Genomic DNA, 20,309 nt, shown 5'->3' on the forward strand with positions numbered 1-20,309 from the left:
CTGGCCGGGTCATGGCTGGCAGCTGCGACGATGCTATTGTGCAGCGCCCATCATCGTATTGGGCAAAAGCAAAGCTATCTGGGGGAAGAGGATCAACAGCCCAACAAGGGCAAGCATCGACAAGAGGAACGGCCAGACACCCCGGAAGATCTCTGAGAGTTCGACATGTGGTGCAACCGACTTGACGATGAACACGTTGATCCCAACAGGCGGGGTGATCAGACCTGTTTCCAGCATGATCACGACAAGGACGCCAAACCAGATCGGGTCAAAGCCGAGGGAGGTGATGACCGGAAAGAAAATCGGCATGGTTAGCACCAGCATCGCGAACCCTTCCATGAAGCATCCAAGGATCAGGAAGGTCACAAGGATCATCAACAGCACACCATAGGGGCCGACGGGCAGTGCTGTCAGCATACGCCCGACAAGTCCGGGAATGTCACTTAACGCCAGAAACGGTCCCAAAAGATGGGCCGCAATGAGTATCAGCATGACAACAGCGGTGGTCGCGACGCTGTCTTTCAACGCGCGAAGGAAGGCGTCTAGGGTCAGATGGCGGGTGAAGAGGCCGTAGAGGATTGACAGAAACGCCCCGACGGCCGCGGCCTCGGTCACCGAAAAGAAACCGCCATAGATGCCTCCGATCGTCAGTGTAACAAGCACGATCAGCGGCAAGGCGCCAAAGGTTGCAACCCAACGCTCCTTCCACGTCGAAACAGGACCCTTCGGCCCAAGTGCCGGGTTGAGCGTGGTGAGAATGAGGATCGTCGAGATAAAAAGAGCCATCAGCAGCAACCCCGGCAGCACACCGGCCAGGAACAGGCGGCCGATGGATTGCTGGGTCAGGATGGCGTAAAGGACAAAACCTGTTGAGGGCGGGATCAGAATGCCCAACGTTCCGCCCGCAGCTACAGAGCCGCAAGACAAGCGCGGGGAATAGTTGAACCGCTCCATTTCGCCCAGTGAAACCCGGCCCATGGTCAGGGCAGAGGCAACAGAAGACCCCGAAAGTGCCGCAAACCCGCCCGAGCCAATGACAGTTGCAGAGGCAAGGCCGCCGCGCCAATGGCCGATCCAGGCATAGGCGGCCTCGTACAGCTTGCGCGAAAGACCGCTTTCCGTGGCGATATTGCCCATAAGAATGAAAAGCGGGATCACAACGAGTTCGGGGTTCGACGCGAGTGTGAAGCTTTCCGAAGACAAAAGCCCCATCGCTGCATTCCAACCGTTCAGGGCCCAGATGCCGATGAAACCGACAAGGAACATGCAAAAAGCAACGGGAATGCGCAGGAAGAGCATGACCAGAAGAACGGCTATGCCGATCAATCCGTAGCTTGTTGGGGTCAAAGGTCCGTCTCCGTGGAATTGATGCGGATGTCACGGCGATAGACCGCCAGTTCCACGGCCCGCAACAACATGGCAAGACCGGTAAAGGCCGAGATTAGGGCCAGCGCCCATTGGAACCACGCCTTCGGCAAAAGCAGCAGGTTTGTCTTGATGTTCAGCATCACGCTTAGCTTTGCGCTGTCGTAAACGGCCCAAGCGATGAACAGAAAGATCACCCCACCAAGCAGCGCAGTGAAGATGTCGATGGTCCGATTGAACCAAGTTGGGAACTGGCGCTCAAGGATGTCGACCGTGATGTGGCCGCCTTGGCGGTCACAGATCGCCATGCCGCCGAATACCAAAAGCACCATGACCATCGTGATCAAGTCTTGGCTTCCGTAAAGCGGGGCTTTGGCGGCGCGTCCGACCACATCAGTCATGATCACGCAGATCTCGATGAAAAGCGCAATCGCCCCAATAAAAGCGGACAGGCCAATCAGCCTGTCCATCCATTTCCGAAGGGTCGAAACCACTTACTTGCCCTGCATCTTGGCAAGCGTTGCTTCGCCACCCACGCCAGCGACATATTTGTCGGTGACGCTTGCCACCGCATCGGCAAAGGCCTGCGCTTCTTCCGCGCTGAGGTCGATCACCGTGTTGTCACCAGCTGCGCGCGCAGCTTCCAAGGCAGCATTCGCTGTTGCGTTCCACGCATCCTCGGCCGATTTCGACAAAGGTGCACCAGCAACGGCGTCAATGGCGGCCTTCTGGTCGTCGGGCAGCGCATCATATTTGGCTGCGGTCATGACCGTGTAGAAAGACCCGCGACCGATATTGGCACCAAGGGTGTAGCTATTGGCCACTTCGTCCAGTTTGAAGTCCGACAAGGTCGATGCACCCGTGATCACACCGTCGATCAGGCCGGTTTGAAGGGCATTGTAGACTTGGTTGATCGGCATCTGAACGGGGGTCGCCCCCAAGGCTTCGGCAACTTCTGCCATCGTGGTTCCGGCAACGCGGATTTTCAGGCCTGCCAGATCAGCCGGTGAACGGATCTCGCGGTCCTTCATGATGAAAATGTTGGGCTCCGAGGTCCAAATCGCCAGAGGTTTGGTGCCGGGGAATTCGGCCGAAATGTCGTCGATCGAGCGCCAGATCGCCTCATATCCCGGCACATCCAGCGGAATGGCATTCGGAAGTTCCACGATCATGGTTTTGGGGAATTGGGACGACGTATATCCCGGAAGACCCCAAGCGATATCGGCCACGCCTTGCACGACGCGAACGTACTGTTCTGCCGGGCCTGCTCCAAGCTCCCCGCCGTGGTATCCCTTGACGGTCAAAGCGCCGCCGGTGGCCGCGGAAAGATCGGCATTCAGCTTTTCAATGACCGATGCGTTGATGGTGTGGAACGGCGGGGTGAAATTCGCAAACTTCAGCTCTTCTGCCTTGGCGGCCCCAAAGGTTCCGACGGCAATTGCTGCGCTTGCAAGTAAAGTACGGATCATCATGGTCTCCTCCCATTCAAATCACGCCGGTTTTCTACCGGCTGTTTTCAGCTTGGGGGGAGGATATGCATAACCCCCCCCCCCGAGTCTTATCACATTCGCAGGGTAGACTATAAGTAGAGACTATACCTACTTTCTTGTTCTCCAGCTGTCGGCATAATTTTCACGCGCTTCGCGGGCATAAGGGGTTGGCGCCACCCGCACACGGATTTCAGCCTGTTTGTGCGGTTCTGTCGAGGTTTTTCCAGTGGTCTCCGGCTCACCCCATTTCAGGGTCAGCACGTCACCTTCCTGAACATCTTGGGAAACGACACCCAACGACAGAACGCAGCGTTCGTTCCAAGAGTAGCCGTTGAACATGCTCATGCCGACCATTTTTCCGTCTCGAAGCACCATATCCGCGCTGGAGGACGCGTAGTTCGGCTGTGGGAAGTCGATCCACTTGTAGGGTGTTCCGTCTTCAAAGGCCGAGGCGATGACTTTAAGTACATCCTCGCGGTTCCATTCAAAGGTCACCTTCTTGCGGTTCTTCGGGCTGCCCTTCATCGCAGCCAAGGCTTCCTTGCCGATAAAATCAGGCTTCTTCCAGCCGATGTAGAAGTCGTAACCAAGTTCGAACGGGTTGACATAATAGTCTTCGATATTGTCCGAAACAAAGCTGCCGCCGATCGCGCCACCTGCTTCGTAACTGTCAGCACCCAGCCAGTCGCGGTAATCCTGAAGCATTCCGCCGCCGGTGTAGATGCCGGGGAGAGGAGACGGAATCCAGCCCGATTCCAACGTGTTGGTCGAGTAGGCCCGGCTTCCGCACTGGACCAGATTCACACCGGCATCGCGTGCCGCCTGAAGGATGGTCGAGTGGATGTAGTCTTTGTCCTTGTACGGACCCCAGATTTCAAGTCCTGGTGCGCCTGACATGCCATGCCGCAGAGCCTGCACCTTTTTCGACCCGACATTGATCCAGTCGACATGGAAGAATTTGATGTCGGGGATAGGCCCGCCATTCATTTTCTCGAAAATCTTCGGCGCGTCGGGGCCTTGGATCTGATAGCGATAATGTTCGCGCAGAACGCGTTCGCCTTCGGGGCGGCTTGGGCTGCGCGGGTCGTGACGAATGCGGACATTCCACTTGCCCCAAGCAGCGCAGAACAAAAGCCAATTCGACGTCGGCGCGCGCCCGACCAGAATGTACTTGTCTTCACGTTCGCGGAAAATGATGTGGTCGCCGATGACATGGCCCGCAGGGGTGACTGGCACATAGTGCTTTGCTCGGTTCAGGTCGAAATTGGCAAAGCTGTTGATTCCATGATGTGACAGAAATTCGGTTGCTTGCGGGCCTTCGACGATCACCTCATCCATGTGGTGTGATTGATCGAACAGAACCGCAGACTCCCTCCATGCGGCTTGCTCGTTGCGCCAATTCTGAAATTCCGGGGCGACGACCGGATAGACATACATCCCGATCTTTGAGTTGCGAAGCATGGTGACCGGATTGCCGGCCTTGGCCAAGCTGGCCGAAAGGCTGTTTGTGGACATCAGTTCCTCCCTTGATGAATGTATACATTTACGCGTCGATTAAATGTATCTGGCAAGGGAAAAGTAAAGTCCTCCGCATAAAAACGAAGATAAATGTATACAGGTTTGGCTAGGAAGCAATCAGGGCAAGGCTTGATACGCCAATCCGCTGCTTTGGGTCGGCGGCAAATAGGAATTCCACGTTTCGGCGTGCGGCGCGCGCATGTTCGCGGGCAATCGATTCGGCGCGAGCGCCTTCTCTTGCTCGAATCGCTTCGACAATAGATCGGTGCTGTTCCTGCGCTGGGATCAAGGTTCTGCGAAACCGATCTATCTTTAAGTCGTCCGCAAGAAAGGCTGACGGAGAGGCGAATGGAAGCCGCGTGACGCGCTCAATTTCGCGTTGCAAGACGGCGCTGCCGCACAGGCGTGACAGCAGTACGTGAAACTGAGTGTTCAGCATAGCGTAGCGCGAAATATCAATTTCTTCAGTCTTTACAAAGACACATGCATCCAGATCGGCCAGCAGAAACTCAATCTTCGTTAACAGGTCCGGGTCGGCACCACGCTCGGCCGCAAATCTTGCGGCGGTCCCTTCAAGCACGCCGCGCAGTTCAATTGTATCCACCACTTCGGCCAGGGCAAAACTCCGAACCGTAAAGCCGCCGCTTTGTCCGCGCTCAAGAAGGCCCTCTTCGGCGAGTTGGGATAGGGCTGCGCGAACAGGTGTTCTGGAAATCTGCAGCTCTTCAGCGAGGGCGACTTCAAACAGCCTTGTCCCGCCTTGAATTGCGCCACTCAGGATGCGCTGGCGCAAAGAGAAAAGGGCGCGTTGGGCATGCGTTGAGGCTGTGGATGTTTGAGACATCGGAGATGCGGTCCTGAGTTTGCATACATGAACGAACCGGACCAGTTTAGCAGGCTGATTGGAAATGTATACATTGAGTGGAATTTCGTCGACGCCGATAGGTCGAGATCAGGTATTCGCTGCGACTTCCCTGACGGCGGCAAGCATTTCTGATTGCACGCGCGTGGGCACCCAACCTTGCCGCATCAGGATGCCAATGGGACGGGGGGCATCGTTCAGGTGTAACGGCAGGAGAGCCAAGCTGGCGCTGGCCAATTCCGGGGCGACTTGAAGGGCCGAGGCAAAGCCCAGATGATCTGATTGGCGCAAGAGTTCCCGCATCAGGATCAATGACCCCGTTTCAACCAGGCTTTCGGGGCGGGAGCCGTTTTCGAAAAGCGTTTCAAATGTCGCGCGGCCCGGTGCGCCATCGGGGGCGACAACCCAAGGTAGGGATGACATTTCGCGCAGAGAGATAGAGGCCCTTGATGTCAGTGGATGGTCAGGTCGGCAGACCACGGTCATCTGGTCGTTCAGCAAAACTTCCTGATCTAGATCAGGGACTGTTTCGGCGGGGCGCAGGGCGCCGATGATAAAGTCGATCTCGCCGCGGCGCAGGCCAAGAGCAAGATCCGTAAAGGTGCCATCGACGATCTTTATTCTGATCAAAGGTCGTAGGGTTCGGAACCGGGCAATCGCGGGGCCAAGGAGGCATGACCGCGAGAGGGGCAGGCCTCCGATGACGATGCGGCCGACTTCGCGTCCCTTCGTCTCGGCCAGATCGGCCCAGGCCTGATCAAGTTCGGCAAAGCTGAGACGGGCGATCCGCGCCAGCCTTTGGACCGGCTTTGAGGCGATCACACCGCGGGCCGTACGTTCAAACATCCGGCGGCCGAATTCTTGTTCCATTTGTCCGATGGCGCGATGGACGGTGGGTTGAGACAGGCCCAATCTGCGGGCGGCTTCGGAGAAGCTTTCAGTTTCGACCACGGCGATCAGGGCTTGCAATTGCGAGACCGTGACGGTCAGGACAAGGCGGGGGGCAAGTTCGGCCAGGGCTGGGTCGAGAAGCTGGAAGGCTCTGTCGATCCGTTCGATCAACATCCGGCCTTCGTCGGTGGGAAACAGGCCCTGCGGGCGTCTTTCGAACAGGGTGGTTTCAAGCTCTCTTTCCAGCTTGGCGAGGGCTTGGGTGACGGCGGGTTGGGTCAGGTGGGTCTGGACGGCGGCGCGGGAGGCGGAACCGGTTGCCCCGATTTCCCGGATCACGCGCAAGTGGCGCAAGCTGAAGTTCATTTTGGTCCGTCCAAGATCGGGCAAGCCGGGCCACGATAGAGGGGCGGAAAGGGCAAATCCAACGCTTTCTTGGTGGGAGGATAGCCACACCTTATGGGCGTCCCCGACGGGGACGTTTTTTTGAATCAAATAATTCAACGGGTTAGTTGCGCGAATTTACGAAAAATTAAGATGTCCCCGCCGGAACGCGCAAAACCCTATGCCCGAGTCTTCCCAGCCCAGGGATCATTTCTCCCATTCGGCGGCGGCACTGTGCCATTGTTTTTCGGATGCGTCCCAGACACTGGCCGCAATACAGGGCGTTGGATTGATGCCACCGCATTGCGAGCCGTGCACGTCGACCAGCAACACGCGGAAGGGGCCAATCTGCGTCATGTCCCAACCCTGATTAAGAATGCTGGACAGGCTATCCCCAACCAGAAAATGCGACAGGCACCCGCCAGAACCGCAGAACAGAGCCGCCGCAGAAGAGCAACCAAACCCCGCTTCGTCGAAGGCCCAATCTGGTTGCAGATCGCCGTCCAGATCGGTGCGCTGAACCGCCCCCAAGGCAACCGAGAACGTCCCGTTCTCAAATTCCGCGCAGGTCTTTTCAGCAGCAGCGAACTTGTCCTCCAGAGCAGGCGGCAGGTCGCTCAAGTCCTGCGCATAGACAGGAAAAGCCAAAGTCGTGACAGCCAGAGACGCAAGGGCGGTTGCATGGGCCCTTGCAAGAAGATGAATCATTTTATTGCCAAGTTTCAAATTGGGGATGGGCATGACGCTGGCCTTTTGGAGAAATGGAGGGAATTGAAATTCCCTTCATGAAACACGCCATGCCGATGCCGAGTAAGCCGGTGATAACGGGCTGGCCCCTGCGGATTAGAACGGCAGGCCAGTGTAATTTTCCGAAAACAGCCTGCGAGCAGTTGGATTGTGGCGCAGTTGCGAAAGTTCGACCTGCTGCATCCGGCGGTCATAGCCGGTTTGATCTGGAAAACGATGGGTCATCATGGTCATCGACCATGAAAACCGCATGGCCTGCCACACCCGCGCCAAGGCCGTTTGGCCATAGCCTGCCAAAAGATCATCGCGGTTGTCGCGGTAGTGGGCGATCAGGGCTTGCGACAGATAATGAACGTCCGAGGCGGCAAGGTTCAGCCCCTTTGCCCCGGTCGGCGGGACGATGTGCGTGGCATCCCCGCACAGGAACAGGGCGCCATATTGCATTGGTTCGCTGACAAAACTGCGGAGGGGCGCGATGCTTTTTTCGATGCTGGGGCCGGTCACCAAGCTGTCTGAGACAGTGCCGGGCAGGCGGCGTTTGAGTTCCTGCCAAAAGGCCTCGTCCGACCAGTCTTCGACACGATCTGTCAGGGGAACCTGAACGTAATAGCGCGACAACATGGGGTTTCGCATGGAGGCAAGCGCGAAGCCGCGTTCATGGTTTGCGTAAATCAGTTCCTGATGCACGGGTGGCGTCCGCGAAAGAACGCCAAGCCAGCCAAAGGGATAAATCTTTTCAAAGGCACGGCGTTTTTCGACGGGGATCGTGGTGCGGCTGATACCATGAAAGCCATCGCATCCGGCGATGTAGCGGCAATCAATCCGCTTGGTTTCGTCATTGTGGCGGAAGGTGACAGAGGGTGTGTCGGACAGCAGGTCGTGCAAGGCGACCTCTTCGACGCCGTGCAAGATGGTGGCCCCGGCTGCGTCCTGCGCCTGATAAAGGTCACGGGTGACCTCGGTCTGGCCATAGACCATCACGCGCTTGCCGCAGGTTTCCTGAAAGTCGATGTGAAGCAGGTCGTCGTCAGAGGAAAGCGCGCATCCGCTGTGCAGGATGCCTTCGCGGGCCATTCTGTCGCCCACGCCGGCACGGTTGAGAAGTTCGACGGTGCCCCATTCCAGAACGCCCGCCCGGATGCGCGAAAGCACATGGTCACGTGATTGTCGTTCAAGGATGACGGTTGAAATTCCGGCCCGCATCAGGAGTTGCGACAAAAGAAGTCCGGCCGGACCTCCGCCGATAATGGCAACGTCTGTTTTCAACACTGTTCCCCCCGGTTTGCCCCTTCTCGGCTGGGCGATAGGCTAGGGTGGAAGGCCGATTGCGGCTATCTGCCAGCCTATAAGAACACCGAGAAACGGTATAAGTTTTACAGTGCCGACAGGGCGGTCAAAGCCCGTCGGCAAAAGCGCGCGCCTCTGCCGGGGCTTGGCCAAGCCCTGCGGCTGCGACCTCTGTTTGCCAGTTCAGATCAGGAAAGCGGATTTGGGCAAGGTTGTGCAGGGCAAGCCCTTTTGCTTTTGCCTCGGCACAGAGTTCTTTGACCACGGCTTGCGCCTCTGGGCGCGGGAGGCGGGTGGAAAGCGCGAAGCTGAGCGCCTCGGCATGGATGACGCCGTGATCTGTGTTCAGTTGCTGCGCCATGGCTTCGGGATTTGGCGTGAGTTTTTCGGCGCAATCGGCGGCAAGCTGGATCAGGCGGCTGAGCGAGTGGCAGAGTTGTGGAAGGGTCAGCCATTCGGTGAACCATGCCGCGCCGTCGCGTTGCTGGCGGTGAAGCCCTGCGCCCTGCAACATGGCGGCAAGGCCGATGACATGGCGCGACAGCGCGACCATGGCCGAGGGCGCGACGGGGTTTTGCTTTTGCGGCATGGTGGAGGACGCGCCGCCTTGGCCAAGAGAGACCTCGCCCAAGCCGGATTGGGTGAGAAGAAGCAGGTCTTCGCCCATCTTGCCAAGGTTTGCGGCAAGGCTGGCGGCCCAACCGGCAAGGTCAATGATGCCTGTGCGGTCGGAATGCCAGGAATGGCCGGGGTCAGACAGGCCAAGCGCCTTTGCCAAGGCGGCGCGGATGGCGGGGCCTTGGTCGCCCATGGCTGAAAGGGTGCCAGCGGCCCCGGAAAGCGAGACGCGCTGGAGCTGCGGGCGGAGTGAGGCGAGCGCGGCGCGGCGGTCTTGCAGGGGGCGGCCCCAGCCGGCGGCGATGGCGCCAAAGCTGGTGGGGGTTGCGATCTGGCCATAGGTGCGGGCGGCCATGGGCAGGTCGGCATGGGTTCGGGCCAGGTGGCGGAGGGCGGTGAGGGTGGTGGCCAGCCTAGCCTCCCAGATGTCGAAGAGACGGCGCAGAAGCAGGGCTTGGGCCGTGTCCATGATGTCTTGGCTGGTGGCGCCCCAATGCAGGTATTGCATCGGCTCGGGCGCCTCGGCGGCTTTGCGGAAGGCGGCCAGAAGTGCGGGGATCGGGACGCCGTTCTTTGCGGTCTCAGTGGCTAGGGCGGCGGGGTCGATCTGGACCTCGCGGCTGGCGCAGTCGATGAAGGCGGCGGCTTCGGCCGGGATCACGCCGAGTTCGCCCTGAACACGGGCGAGGGCGCCTTCGACCAGAAGCATGGCGCGCAAGGTGGAGGCGTCGCTGAGCAGGCGGGCGCAGTCGTCATCGCCCAGAAGCTGGCGGAAGATGGCGCTGTCGGCAGCGGCTGCGGGCATGGGATTTCCTTTTCTGGGCGAAGAACGGGGCCGGAATCGACAATTTCCGGCCCTGCGTCAACGGTCTTTGCCGGGGGCGTCAGGCAGGGTGGGCGAGCCCCAGAATGCTGCGGGCGGTTTTCCAATCGGCCACTGGGCGGTTGTAGCGGTCGCAAAGATCGGTCACGCGTTTGACAAGGGCCGCGTTCGAGGGCGCAAGGGTGTTGCGGTCGATGCGGACGTTATCCTCGAGCCCGGTGCGGGCATGACCGCCGGAAGACACAGCCCATTCGTTCAGGACGTATTGGTTGGGGCCAATCCCGGCGGCGCACCAGGCGGCATCGTCACCGAAAAGCCGTTTCACGGTGCGGATGTAGTAGTCAAACACATCGCGGTCGGCGGGCATCGCGTTTTTCACGCCCATGACGAACTGCACATAGGGGCGGTCGGTGATCTGGCCCGCTTTCCACATCTGATGGGCTTTCAGGATATGGCTGAGGTCGAAGGCCTCGATTTCCGGCTTTACCCCATATTTGACCATTTCCGACGCCAGCCAATCGACCAGATCCGGCGGGTTTTCATAAACGCGGGTGGGGAAGTTGTTCGACCCGACAGAAAGTGAGGCCATGTCGGGACGCAAGGGCAGCATCCCGCCACGCACCTGACCGGCACCAGAGCGCCCGCCGGTGGAAAGCTGGACGATCATGCCGGGGCAATGCTTTTCCAAGCCTTCTTTCAGCCGCGCAAAACGCTCGGGGTCGCTGGTCGGCTTGCCCTCATCGTCGCGCACATGGCAATGCGCGATGGTTGCGCCAGCCTCAAAGGCCTCTTGCGTGCTTTCCACCTGTTCCGCGATGGTGATCGGCACGGCTGGATTGTTTTCCTTGGTGGGCAAGGATCCGGTGATGGCCACGCAGATGATGCAGGGGCCCATAGCGGTCGTTTCGGTCATCGCTTACACATCCATGAAGACGGTCTCGCCATCGCCTTGCAGGCGGATGTCGAAACGATAGCTGCCGGGGCCGGTCTTGCGGGCCAGAAGCGTGGCGCGGCGGTCGACCTGCTCGATCAGGTTCATCACCGGATCGGCGCTGTTGTCTTCGTCTTCGAAATAGAGGCGGGTGTTTAAGCCGATATTGATGCCGCGGGAGACGAGCCAGAGCGAGATATGCGGCGCCATAATGCGGCCATTGCGGCCCATGACGCAGCCGGGCTTGATGGTCTCAAGGCTCCACAGACCGGTGTCGAAATCGGTGATGATCCGGCCCCAACCGCGAAAACCCTTGGCGACCTGATCAAAGCGCGGGTCTTCGGGATGCGGATATATGCCGTTGGCATCGGCCTGCCATGCCTCGATCAGCACGTCTTTGACCGGGGCGCCGGTGCCATCGTAGACGATGCCTTCGATCCGGATACGTTCGCCGGGGGCATCGGGGCCAGCCAGATCGCGGCCCAGTTCCTGACGGTAGATGTCAAAGCCGGCCGCACCGGGGGCAAGCCCGATATGGACATAAGGCCCAGCCGTTTGCGAAGCGGATTCTTTCAGATAATTCAGCGATTGCGGCATGATCAGTTTCCTTCCAGCCGGTTTTCGAACATCGTCGAGCGGCGACCGCGCAGCACGATGTCGAACTTGTAGGCAAGGCAATCCAGCGGGATCGCCGCGTTCATATCCAAGGGCGCGATCAACTGGTCGATGGCGCGGGGATCGGGGATCGTATTGACGATCGGACATTGCCGGATCAGCGGGTCGCCTTCGAAATACATCTGGGTGATCAGGCGCTGCGAGAAGGCGGAGCCGAAGACCGAAACATGGATATGGGCGGGGCGCCAGTTGTTGACCCAGTTGCGCCAGGGATAGGCCCCGGGTTTGATCGTGCGGAAATAGTAGAACCCGTTTTCATCGGTGAGGGTGCGCCCGCATCCGCCAAAATTGGGGTCAACTGGGGCAAGGTAGGTGTCTTTCTTGTGCCGGTAACGCCCACCTGCATTGGCTTGCCAGATCTCGACCAGCGTTTTCGGCACAGGGCGGCCATTTTCATCCAGCACCCGGCCATGAACGATGATGCGTTCGCCAATCGGATCGCCGGTCTTGGCGTAGTTCTTGATCAGGTCATTGTCGATCGGGTCGATGTCTGAATGGCCAAAGGTTGGGCCGGTGATTTCCGACATGGACCCCTGAAGCGACAGCATCGCAAGACGTGGGCTGCGGGCGACGGTGGTCTTGTAATTCTCTGCATAGGCGGGCGGCTGCCACAGGCGGTCGCGCTGATAAAACTCGGCGGGTTTCATTTTTCCTCCCCGGCGCTTGTGGTCGCCATTTCGGCGAAAGTCTCTTTTGCAATCTTGATGGCATGGTTGGCGCGTGGCACGCCAGCATAGATGGCAACGTGCATCAACGCCTCCATCACATCGGATTCCGTGGCCCCCGTGTTGCGGGTGGCGCGGATATGCATGGCCAGTTCGTGATCGTTCCCCAACCCGGCCAGCAAGGCGATGGTCAACATGCTGCGTTCGCGCAGCGAGATGGTGTCGCGGGCCCAGACATGGCCCCATGCGGCATCTGTGATCAGGGCCTGAAAGGGGGTGTCGAAATCGGTTTTGGCAGCCTCGGCGCGGTTGACATGGGCATCGCCCAAGACGCTGCGGCGGATGGCCATGCCCTTGGTGGCAAAGTCAGACATGGGAGTGAGCCTTCAGGAACGGGGACAGGATGGCCGCATAGGCGGCGGGGGTTTCGACGCAGGGCAGGTGGCCCGCGCCGGGGATGCAATGGTAGGCCGCGCCTTGGATCAGGTCGGCCGTGGCCTTGACGATTTCAGGGGGCGAGGCGCCATCGGCGCTGCCGGCGATGACAAGGGTGGGCAGGGTGAGGTTGCGCGTGGCCTTGGTCTGGTCGGCGGTGGCAAGGGCGGCGCAGGCGGCGGTGTATCCCTTTGCCGGGGTTCGGGTCAGCATGTTGCGCCACAGGGCAAGTTCGGGTGTGGCGCGGAAGGTCGGCGCGAACCAGCGTTCCATGACCGAATCCGCGATATGGGCAAGGCCGTGGTCGACGACGGCGTTGATGCGGTCTTGCCAGCTTTGCGCGGTGCCAAGTTTGGCGGCGGTGTTTGACAGGACAAGGGCGCGCAGAAGATCGGGGCGGCGGGCGGCGACGCATTGGCCGATCATGCCGCCGATGGAGAGGCCGACGAAGGTGACAGGTCCGCGGGCGACATGTTCGATCACGGCGATGGCGTCCTCGGCATGGTCGTTGATCTGGCTGCCGCCGCCAAGGTCAGACAGGCCGTGGCCGCGCTTGTCATAGCGGATGTAGCGCAGGTCTTGGGGAAGAAGCGGCAAAAGCGCATCCCAAAGCCGCAGGTCGGTTCCAAGGGAGTTCGCGAAGACCACGGCGGGGGCCGTTTCGGGGCCATCAACGCGGATGTGAAGCTGGCCGAAGGGGCGTGTCAGGGCTTGCATGGTGTCTCCTCTTTCACATAACTTAATTGATAGGAATTTCGCTGGATAATGCAAAATTGGCCGAAAACGATAATCATATGATTATGCACCAGGCGGTGAAGCTGCGCCATATCCGGGCGTTTCTGGATATTGCGACCGAGGGGTCGCTGACGGCGGTGGCGCGGCGGCATGGGATCACGCAGCCCGCGTTGAGCCGGACCTTGGCGGAATTGGAGGAATTGCTGGGGACGGTTCTGTTTCGGCGCGAAAAGCGGCGACTGATCCTGACCGAAGAGGGGGCCTTGTTCCGGCGCCATGCCAGTGTGGCGCTGCAATCCTTGGATGCCGGGGCGGCGGCCTTGCGTCCGGGGCAGGGGGGTGGGTCGATACAGGTGGGGATCTTGCCAACGGCGGCGTCGCGGCTCTTTCCGGCAGTTGCCTTGCGGTTTCACGAGGTCGCGCCAGAGACTGTGCTGAAGATAGAAACGGGCCCGCATTCCTATTTGCTGCGCTTGCTGCGCGAGGGGGGGATTGATGTGATGATCGGGCGGTTGCCGGCCTCGGAGCATATGGCGGGCCTGTCCTTTGACCACCTTTACGAAGAAGAGGTGGTTCTGGTGGCGCGGGCGGGGCATCCCTTGGCGGCAGAGGAGCCGCGCGTGGTCTTGGCGCAATCGGATGTGATCTTGCCGACAGAGGGCGCGTTGATCCGCCGTAGGGTCGAGGATTATCTGGCAAGCCTTGGTCTGCCCGCGCTGCGCCCGGCGTTCGAGACGGTGGCTTTGGCCGTGGGGCGGGGCATTCTGGCGGGATCGGATGCCGTCTGGTTCATTTCACGCGGGGTGGTGGCCGAGGAATTGGATCGGGGGGCGATGATCGAAATTCCGACAGGCGTGCGGTTTCTATCCGGGGCCGTCGGCATCACGCGGCGCCAATCGGCGCGGCCCGTCGCGGGGTTGGAATTGTTGATGCGCTTGTGTCACGAGGTTCAGGCGCAGGAAGGGACGCCCCGAACTTAATAGCGGGGCATCCCTGCCGGACGGGTTGAGCGTTTCTGTGCAGCGATGCGGAAAGGTGCATTGGGCGCGCCATAGCCCTGATAGTTCGATTGTCGCTGAACGATTTCGAAAAAGATGCCGTCGGCGCGCGGGGCGGAATACAGCTGGAAGAACTGGCCCCCGGCATCTTCGTCATAGAGGACATTCGCGGCCTTCATCCGGGCCACAAGGGCGGGGTCAAGGCCAAAGCGGGCCTCGACATCGGTGTAGTAATTCGCGCCGATTTGCAGGAAGGGGAAGCCTCGCTTAGAAAGCTCAGCAGCGGTTTGAAAGATGTCATCGCTGGCGAAGGCGATATGTTGGACCGAGGCGCCGAAACTTTCTTCGATGAAACGGCCTGCAAGGGTGCGTCGGGCTTCGGCCCCGTTCAGGGTGACGCGCAACCCGCCTGATTGCACGGCTTGGCTGCGGACAAGGCCATCGGGGTCGATCACATCCACCATCGGGGCTTTGGTCGCACCAAAGATGGAGTTGTAGAACAAGGCCCAGCTGAGCATTTCGTCATAGGGCATGGTCTGGCCGATATGGTCGATCCGGGTCAGGCCCGCGCCGGTGGCGGTTGCGCCGCTGCGGAAATCGACGTCCCAGATCTTGCCCAGACCCGCACCGGTGTCGAGCAGACGCAGAACGCTGCCGCCCACACCGCGAATGGCGGGAATCTCCAACTCTTCGGCCCGATGTGCCTGTTGGTGGGGTTGTGCCAAGAGCGCGGTGGCGCGGTCATGTGCAGCCTTGGCATCGGGAACGAGCAGGGCGATTTCGGAAACGGTCGTCCCGTGGGCGACGTAAGAGGTATGGGCAAAGCCTTCGCTGTCGGTATTCACCAACAGGTTTATGCCGCCCTGGCGCCAAAGCGAAACGGGCTTTGACACATGGCCCCCAGCCCGTTCAAAACCCGTGGCCTGCAACAGGATTTCAAGCGAGGGGGCTTCTTGAGGTGCTGTGGCGAATTCGATGAATTCAATGCCCGTGACCGACGTAGGGGCCGGGAAGGCGGGCAGGTCTACGGACAGGTTCGGCTCGGTCCGGCGGACCTGATCCATCAGAGCAATCAGGCTGCGGTGGCCGTCGCGGGCGACCAGCCGGGGCAGGCCTGCGCGGAACTGGTCATTGAAAATCTCAAGGCTGAGCGGGCCGGAATATCCGGTCGCGGCAACTGCGCGCATGAAACCCGTGACATCAAGATCGCCTTCGCCGGGCATGTTGCGGAAGTGGCGCGACCAATAGAGCAGGTCCATCTCGATGGCGGGCGCGTCGGCCAGTTGAACGAAAAAGATCTTGTCGCCCGGAATCCGGCGGATGGTTTCAGGGTCAATCTTGCGGCCCAGCGTGTGAAAGCTGTCAAGGATCAGGCCGACATTGTCATGGTCGGCGCGGCGCACGACTTCCCACGCGTCGCGGTGATCGTTCACATGGCGACCCCAGCACAGCGCCTCGAACCCCACGCGCACGCCATGAGATTTCGCCAGATCGCCGAGTTCGTTGAAATCTGCCGCCATGCGGTCGATGCCGCCCATGGCGGCGGGATGGACAGACGAGCAGACCAGAACCAGATCGGTGCCAAGCTGGTTCATCAGGTCGAACTTGCGGGCGGCACGGGCAAAGGCGCGGCTGCGGTGGGGTTCTGGCAGTCCCTCGAAATCGCGGAAGGGCTGGAAAAGGGTGATGGTCAGGCCGGCATCGCGGACCATCTGGCCCACCTCTTGCGGGGTGAAATCCGAGGCGAGGAAATCTTGTTCGAAAATCTCGATGCCATCAAAGCCTGCCGCGGCAATCGCTTCGAGCTTTTGCGTGAAGGTTCCCGAGATCGAGACTGTGGCAATCGAGGTTTTCATCAGACGTCCTTTCCATCGGCAAGGTCGCGGCGCATTTGGTCGGTATCCAGCGGCAGGCCAGAGAAGATGGCCCAAGCATCGACGCCTTGACCGAAGAACAGTTCGTAGCCGGTGATGATCTGCAGGCCTTCGGCACCGGCATCTTGCAGGAACTGGGTGTCGATTGGGGTATAGACTGCGTCAAAACACCATTTCGCGCCAGTCATATGCGGGCGGGCCAAGGGGGTGCCGTCATAGCCGACCATACCGACGGGGGTGCAGTTGATCAGGCCATCGGCACCTTTGGCCAATTGGGCGGCGTTAGTCCCGGTGGTGACGGTCAGCCCCGGTTTCACGGCGCGAAGGGCCTGAGCCAGTGCCTCGGCCTTGGGCAGGTCACGTTCGGCGATGCGCAAGTCCGTCAGGCCAAGGGCGACAAGCCCGAAGGCAACGGCTTTGCCCACACCGCCCGCGCCGATCATCAGGACAGGGCCGGGGTTGGCCGCGCCACGGATATGGCGGTAGGCGGCGACAAACCCCGAGTAATCGGTGTTGAACCCGTGCGGGCCGCCGTCGTCAAAGATGACCGTGTTCACCGCCCCGATGGCCCGCACCAAGGGATCGTCCACCTTGACCTTGGCTGCGGCGCGTTCCTTGTAGGGGTAGGTCACATTCACGCCGCGATAGCCATCGGGGCCAAGGCGGGCAAAAAGCGCATCAAAGTCCTCTTTCAGGTCCGCCGGAACAAGGCGGTCATAGACCACCTTCTTTCTGTTCTGCGCGCCCGCAAGTCGGTGAAAGCGCGGGGCCTGCGATTTGGCGATATTGTCGCCGATCAGGCCAAGGTGGATGTCGGCGGTCATCAGGCGCTCCTTTTGCGGAAGATCATGGACCACAGGGGGGTCTTGGACAGGAAGATCAGGACGACCGTGGTGAACAGCACCAAGGATAGCGGGCTTGCGACGATGCCTTTGAACAGCATCCACAGGCTTTCCTGATCCGAGATGATGGCGCGCCGCCAGTTGTCATCCAGAAGGCGCGACAGGATCACGCCAAGGATCACGGGGCCAAGCGGGTAGCCGTAGAGTTTCATGAAGTAGCCAAAGACGCCGAAGCCCAGCATCCAATAGACATCCGACAGGCTGTTGTTCACAGCAAAGGCGCCGACGATGGACAGAAGCAGGATGACGGGCAGAAGAACGGTGCGGGGCAGTTCGACGATTTTGACGAAGAATTTGATGCCGGTCAGGCCGAAGATCAGCATGAAGACATTGGCCAGCATCAGCGACGAGACGATGAACCAGAACATGTCAGGCTGGCTGGTCATCAAAAGCGGGCCGGGGTTCAGGCCGTGGATGAACAGCGCACCGATCATGATGGCGGTGACGGCATCGCCCGGAATGCCAAGGGTCAGCATCGGGATGAAAGCCCCGCCGACGGCGGCGTTATTGGCGGTTTCGGGGGCGACAAGTCCCTCGATCGCGCCTTTGCCAAAGGGAACCTCGGGTTCCTTGGTCACGCGGCGGGCGTGGTCATAGGCGATCAGCGCGGCGATATCACCACCGGTGCCGGGCAGGGCGCCGATCACTGTGCCGATGGAGGAGGTCTGCAGTCCCAAGGGCAGGTGTTTGCGAACCGAGGCCCAGGACGGCACGATGCGGCTAATGGTTTGCTTGACCGCCGCGGAATTGACGGTGTGCAACTGCATCAGGCCTTCCGAGATGCCGAACATCCCGATCATTACGGCGACGAACGAGACGCCCGAGCGCAGGCCGGGGATGTCGAAGGTGAAGCGTTCGGTGAAGGTCAGCGGGTCCATGCCGACCGCGCCGATGCCAATGCCAAGCGCACCCGAGAAGATGCCTTTGACAAGGCTTTCACCGGACAGCGAGCCAACCAGCAGGATGCCCAGAAGGCCCAGCATCATGTAATCGCGTGGCTGAAAGCGGATGGCGAAATCAGACAGCGTGGGGGCAAAGGCCGCAAGGGCGAAGATGCCGATGAAGCCACCGATGAAGGACACGACGGTCACGATGCCAATAGCCTCGCCCGCGCGGCCCTGCTGGGCCATCGGGTAGCCATCCAGCGCGGTGGCGATGGCGGCAGGCGCGCCGGGGATATTCAGAAGGATCGCGGTGCGCGAGCCGCCATAGACCCCGCCCATATAGATCCCGATCATCAGGGCAAGGGCCGGGTAGACGTCCCATGAGAAGGTGAAGGAAATCAGGATCGACACGGCCATGGTGACCGAAAGGCCGGGAATGGCGCCGACATAGATGCCGGCAAAGGTTCCGGCGGCGATCAATCCCAAAAGTTTCAGATCCAGCACCGGGATCAGAAGGTTGTTGATCACGTCCATCTCAGTTCCCCTTTGTCGCGAACAGACCCTTGACCCAGGCGATGATCTCGCCTTCGGGCACGATGCCGGGTGGCATCAGGACGGTAAAGATCAGGCGGAAGATCAGGTAGATCACGGCCACAGTGGCGATGGCGACCAAGGCCGACCAAAGAAGGCTGCGGCGGCTGAGGTATTTGATCATGCCCCAGAGAAAGAGAAACGAGGTTGGCAGAAAGCCAAGAGGTTTCAACAGCAGGGCATAGGCGCCAATCGCAAGGATGGTCAGAATGACGGGAAGTGGCAGAATATCGCGCTCCAGCTTTTCGCTGGTCACGGCGCTTTTCTGAAGAGTCTCACGCAGGACCAGAACCGCGCAGACCAGCATGACGGCGGTGGTGGCCATCGGGACCGATCCGGCCCCTGAAAGGGCCTCGAACCCGGAAATGCCGTAGGCGGAATAGAGCAGGAACAGGCTGCCTGCGACCATTGCCGCGTTGAAGACCAATTCGCCCGGTCGTCTGGGGTGTTTCCCTTGCATCGGCCCTCTCCCTTTCCGATGGTTTTCCCTGCTTCGGCAGTCGATTTGCCTTGGCGTAGGAATGAAAACACCGCCCCGCTTGCGGAAGAAAGGGGGCGGTGTCAGATCATGTCAGATTACAGGCGATCAGGGCTTCGGAATACCGAACTCTTCCGGGGACGCCTTGGTCAGGCCTGCGCCATGCACCAGCCATGCGGTGTCAGACTGCCATTTGGCAAGAAACGCTTCGGCTTCGGCGCCCGACAGCGACAGCATCTTGAAGCCGCGACCGTCGATCAGAGCGGTGAATTCCGGGTTCTTTGCTGCCTCGGCGTAGGCGGCGACCAGCTTGGCCACGATATCATCCGGTGTGCCTTTCTTGACGAAGACGCCGAAGAACGGCCCCCAAGGCAGGTATTTGGCAAATTCCGGATTGGTCGAGACGATGGTTGCGGCTTCCGGCAGTTGCGGGGCCGGTTCGGTGTCAAACACTGCGATGGCCTTCATCTTGCCACCCTTGATGCCTTCGATCGCGGCGCCCAGAACGGCAGGCATCACGTCGATGGCACCGCCTTGCAGGCCGGTGAGGGCAGGGCCGTCGCCGTCATAGGGGACGAAGGTCACGTCAAGCGGGGTTTCCGAATTGATCATCGCAGTGACGACCGAAGGCAGGCCGCCAGGACCGGTCGAGCCGAACTTCACGGCTTTCGGGTTCGCTTTGATGTAATCCACCATCTCGGGGAAGGTGTTGAACGGTGCATCGGGACGCGCAACCAGCATCGGCACGCCACGGGCGATCACGTTGATCGGGGTGAAGTCGCTATAGTCTTTGTCGCCAAGCCCCATGACTTTGTAGAGCAACGGGTTTTCTGCACCGAACAGCAGGGTGTAGCCATCGGCTTCACCATCCGCGACTTGGTTCAGCGCGATGGCACCGACGCCACCGGTCAGGTTCTGCATCACCACAGTGCCACCAAGGACAGCTTCGGCATGGGGCGTGATCGCACGGGACACGGTGTCGGTCGAACCGCCGGCGCCCCACTGGATGATGCCCTGAATTTCTTTTTCGGGATATTCGGCGAATACGGGCAGTGCGCCCAGTCCCAGTGCGACAACCGCACCGATAACGGATTTCAACATGGGGGTCCTCCCTGACCTATGTGACCGCGCCCTGAGCCCAAGGCGGGATAAAGAA

The 20,309-nt window shown here is 60.1% G+C and carries 20 protein-coding genes; 1 reads left to right on the forward strand and 19 read right to left on the reverse strand.

From position 1 onward, the window contains the following. Window positions 1-33 precede the first annotated feature (33 nt). The 14 genes from ACSBLW_RS18320 to pcaD form a co-directional block, all read right to left on the reverse strand. Window positions 34-1,347: a TRAP transporter large permease gene (locus ACSBLW_RS18320; RefSeq protein WP_435258036.1), complete on the reverse strand. Its 1,314-nt coding sequence runs from the start codon at window positions 1,345-1,347 to the stop codon at window positions 34-36. Beyond that, window positions 1,344-1,859 carry a TRAP transporter small permease gene (locus ACSBLW_RS18325; RefSeq protein WP_435258037.1) on the reverse strand — a complete coding sequence of 172 codons (516 nt, stop codon included), beginning with the start codon at window positions 1,857-1,859 and terminating at the stop codon, window positions 1,344-1,346. Before ACSBLW_RS18325 ends, ACSBLW_RS18320 begins: the two co-directional genes overlap by 4 nt. Next, window positions 1,860-2,834: a TRAP transporter substrate-binding protein gene (locus ACSBLW_RS18330; RefSeq protein ID WP_435258038.1), complete on the reverse strand. Its 975-nt coding sequence runs from the start codon at window positions 2,832-2,834 to the stop codon at window positions 1,860-1,862. A gap of 129 nt (window positions 2,835-2,963) precedes the next feature. Further along, window positions 2,964-4,370: a vanillate/3-O-methylgallate O-demethylase gene (ligM, locus tag ACSBLW_RS18335; RefSeq protein ID WP_435258039.1), complete on the reverse strand. Its 1,407-nt coding sequence runs from the start codon at window positions 4,368-4,370 to the stop codon at window positions 2,964-2,966. 109 nt (window positions 4,371-4,479) lie between these two features. After that, complete coding sequence (locus ACSBLW_RS18340; protein ID WP_435258040.1) at window positions 4,480-5,217, reverse strand: GntR family transcriptional regulator; 738 nt, start codon at window positions 5,215-5,217, stop codon at window positions 4,480-4,482. A 108-nt stretch (window positions 5,218-5,325) separates the two neighbouring features. Continuing rightward, on the reverse strand, window positions 5,326-6,492 hold the full coding sequence (locus ACSBLW_RS18345; protein ID WP_435258041.1) for a LysR family transcriptional regulator: 1,167 nt from the start codon (window positions 6,490-6,492) through the stop codon (window positions 5,326-5,328). Between the two features lie 225 nt (window positions 6,493-6,717). Then, window positions 6,718-7,218 (reverse strand): hypothetical protein, encoded by a 501-nt coding sequence (locus ACSBLW_RS18350; RefSeq protein WP_435258042.1) that lies wholly within the window; start codon window positions 7,216-7,218, stop codon window positions 6,718-6,720. 135 nt (window positions 7,219-7,353) lie between these two features. Then, a complete protein-coding gene (pobA, locus tag ACSBLW_RS18355) occupies window positions 7,354-8,523 on the reverse strand; it encodes a 4-hydroxybenzoate 3-monooxygenase (RefSeq protein ID WP_435258043.1) in 1,170 nt (389 codons plus the stop codon). Between the two features lie 127 nt (window positions 8,524-8,650). Beyond that, window positions 8,651-9,967: a class-II fumarase/aspartase family protein gene (locus ACSBLW_RS18360; RefSeq protein WP_435258044.1), complete on the reverse strand. Its 1,317-nt coding sequence runs from the start codon at window positions 9,965-9,967 to the stop codon at window positions 8,651-8,653. 79 nt (window positions 9,968-10,046) lie between these two features. Then, entirely contained in the window at window positions 10,047-10,898 is an 852-nt protein-coding gene (locus ACSBLW_RS18365) for a 3-keto-5-aminohexanoate cleavage protein (protein WP_435258045.1), read from the reverse strand. 3 nt (window positions 10,899-10,901) lie between these two features. Beyond that, window positions 10,902-11,513: a protocatechuate 3,4-dioxygenase subunit alpha gene (pcaG, locus tag ACSBLW_RS18370; protein ID WP_435258046.1), complete on the reverse strand. Its 612-nt coding sequence runs from the start codon at window positions 11,511-11,513 to the stop codon at window positions 10,902-10,904. 2 nt (window positions 11,514-11,515) lie between these two features. Further along, entirely contained in the window at window positions 11,516-12,238 is a 723-nt protein-coding gene (pcaH, locus tag ACSBLW_RS18375; RefSeq protein ID WP_435258047.1) for a protocatechuate 3,4-dioxygenase subunit beta, read from the reverse strand. Then, a complete protein-coding gene (pcaC, locus tag ACSBLW_RS18380; RefSeq protein WP_435258048.1) occupies window positions 12,235-12,630 on the reverse strand; it encodes a 4-carboxymuconolactone decarboxylase in 396 nt (131 codons plus the stop codon). The genes pcaH and pcaC overlap by 4 nt, the downstream gene beginning before the upstream one ends. Then, window positions 12,623-13,408 carry a 3-oxoadipate enol-lactonase gene (pcaD, locus tag ACSBLW_RS18385; RefSeq protein ID WP_435258049.1) on the reverse strand — a complete coding sequence of 262 codons (786 nt, stop codon included), beginning with the start codon at window positions 13,406-13,408 and terminating at the stop codon, window positions 12,623-12,625. The genes pcaC and pcaD overlap by 8 nt, the downstream gene beginning before the upstream one ends. 77 nt (window positions 13,409-13,485) lie before the next feature. Here pcaD and ACSBLW_RS18390 point away from each other — a divergent pair, with 77 nt between their 5' ends. Further along, window positions 13,486-14,406: a LysR substrate-binding domain-containing protein gene (locus tag ACSBLW_RS18390; RefSeq protein WP_435258050.1), complete on the forward strand. Its 921-nt coding sequence runs from the start codon at window positions 13,486-13,488 to the stop codon at window positions 14,404-14,406. Here the strand turns inward: ACSBLW_RS18390 and ACSBLW_RS18395 are convergent. The 5 genes from ACSBLW_RS18395 to ACSBLW_RS18415 form a co-directional block, all read right to left on the reverse strand. Beyond that, on the reverse strand, window positions 14,403-16,280 hold the full coding sequence (locus ACSBLW_RS18395; RefSeq protein ID WP_435258051.1) for a bifunctional sugar phosphate isomerase/epimerase/4-hydroxyphenylpyruvate dioxygenase family protein: 1,878 nt from the start codon (window positions 16,278-16,280) through the stop codon (window positions 14,403-14,405). The two genes, ACSBLW_RS18390 and ACSBLW_RS18395, sit on opposite strands and share 4 nt — an antisense overlap. Then, window positions 16,280-17,122 (reverse strand): shikimate dehydrogenase family protein, encoded by an 843-nt coding sequence (locus tag ACSBLW_RS18400; RefSeq protein ID WP_435258052.1) that lies wholly within the window; start codon window positions 17,120-17,122, stop codon window positions 16,280-16,282. Before ACSBLW_RS18400 ends, ACSBLW_RS18395 begins: the two co-directional genes overlap by 1 nt. Then, window positions 17,122-18,618: a tripartite tricarboxylate transporter permease gene (locus ACSBLW_RS18405; RefSeq protein WP_435258053.1), complete on the reverse strand. Its 1,497-nt coding sequence runs from the start codon at window positions 18,616-18,618 to the stop codon at window positions 17,122-17,124. The genes ACSBLW_RS18400 and ACSBLW_RS18405 overlap by 1 nt, the downstream gene beginning before the upstream one ends. A gap of 1 nt (window position 18,619) precedes the next feature. Beyond that, a complete protein-coding gene (locus tag ACSBLW_RS18410; RefSeq protein WP_435258054.1) occupies window positions 18,620-19,135 on the reverse strand; it encodes a tripartite tricarboxylate transporter TctB family protein in 516 nt (171 codons plus the stop codon). Window positions 19,136-19,261: 126 nt separating this feature from the next. Beyond that, complete coding sequence (locus tag ACSBLW_RS18415) at window positions 19,262-20,254, reverse strand: tripartite tricarboxylate transporter substrate binding protein (RefSeq protein WP_435258055.1); 993 nt, start codon at window positions 20,252-20,254, stop codon at window positions 19,262-19,264. Window positions 20,255-20,309: the final 55 nt, after the last annotated feature.

It is taken from the genome of Thioclava sp. FR2 (assembly GCF_051200875.1).
Classification (GTDB): Bacteria; Pseudomonadota; Alphaproteobacteria; order Rhodobacterales; family Rhodobacteraceae; genus Pseudotabrizicola.

Excerpts from the sequence above, each read along its gene's own strand:
- ACSBLW_RS18330 (WP_435258038.1), bottom strand. The coding sequence starts at position 2,834 with ATGATCCGTACTTTACTTGCAAGCGCAGCAATTGCCGTCGGAACCTTT.
- ligM (WP_435258039.1), bottom strand. The coding sequence starts at position 4,370 with ATGTCCACAAACAGCCTTTCGGCCAGCTTGGCCAAGGCCGGCAATCCG.
- ACSBLW_RS18340 (WP_435258040.1), bottom strand. The coding sequence starts at position 5,217 with ATGTCTCAAACATCCACAGCCTCAACGCATGCCCAACGCGCCCTTTTC.
- ACSBLW_RS18345 (WP_435258041.1), bottom strand. The coding sequence starts at position 6,492 with ATGAACTTCAGCTTGCGCCACTTGCGCGTGATCCGGGAAATCGGGGCA.
- ACSBLW_RS18350 (WP_435258042.1), bottom strand. The coding sequence starts at position 7,218 with ATGATTCATCTTCTTGCAAGGGCCCATGCAACCGCCCTTGCGTCTCTG.
- ACSBLW_RS18360 (WP_435258044.1), bottom strand. The coding sequence starts at position 9,967 with ATGCCCGCAGCCGCTGCCGACAGCGCCATCTTCCGCCAGCTTCTGGGC.
- ACSBLW_RS18365 (WP_435258045.1), bottom strand. The coding sequence starts at position 10,898 with ATGACCGAAACGACCGCTATGGGCCCCTGCATCATCTGCGTGGCCATC.
- pcaG (WP_435258046.1), bottom strand. The coding sequence starts at position 11,513 with ATGCCGCAATCGCTGAATTATCTGAAAGAATCCGCTTCGCAAACGGCT.
- pcaH (WP_435258047.1), bottom strand. The coding sequence starts at position 12,238 with ATGAAACCCGCCGAGTTTTATCAGCGCGACCGCCTGTGGCAGCCGCCC.
- pcaC (WP_435258048.1), bottom strand. The coding sequence starts at position 12,630 with ATGTCTGACTTTGCCACCAAGGGCATGGCCATCCGCCGCAGCGTCTTG.
- pcaD (WP_435258049.1), bottom strand. The coding sequence starts at position 13,408 with ATGCAAGCCCTGACACGCCCCTTCGGCCAGCTTCACATCCGCGTTGAT.
- ACSBLW_RS18390 (WP_435258050.1), top strand. The coding sequence starts at position 13,486 with ATGATTATGCACCAGGCGGTGAAGCTGCGCCATATCCGGGCGTTTCTG.
- ACSBLW_RS18395 (WP_435258051.1), bottom strand. The coding sequence starts at position 16,280 with ATGAAAACCTCGATTGCCACAGTCTCGATCTCGGGAACCTTCACGCAA.
- ACSBLW_RS18400 (WP_435258052.1), bottom strand. The coding sequence starts at position 17,122 with ATGACCGCCGACATCCACCTTGGCCTGATCGGCGACAATATCGCCAAA.
- ACSBLW_RS18405 (WP_435258053.1), bottom strand. The coding sequence starts at position 18,618 with ATGGACGTGATCAACAACCTTCTGATCCCGGTGCTGGATCTGAAACTT.
- ACSBLW_RS18410 (WP_435258054.1), bottom strand. The coding sequence starts at position 19,135 with ATGCAAGGGAAACACCCCAGACGACCGGGCGAATTGGTCTTCAACGCG.
- ACSBLW_RS18415 (WP_435258055.1), bottom strand. The coding sequence starts at position 20,254 with ATGTTGAAATCCGTTATCGGTGCGGTTGTCGCACTGGGACTGGGCGCA.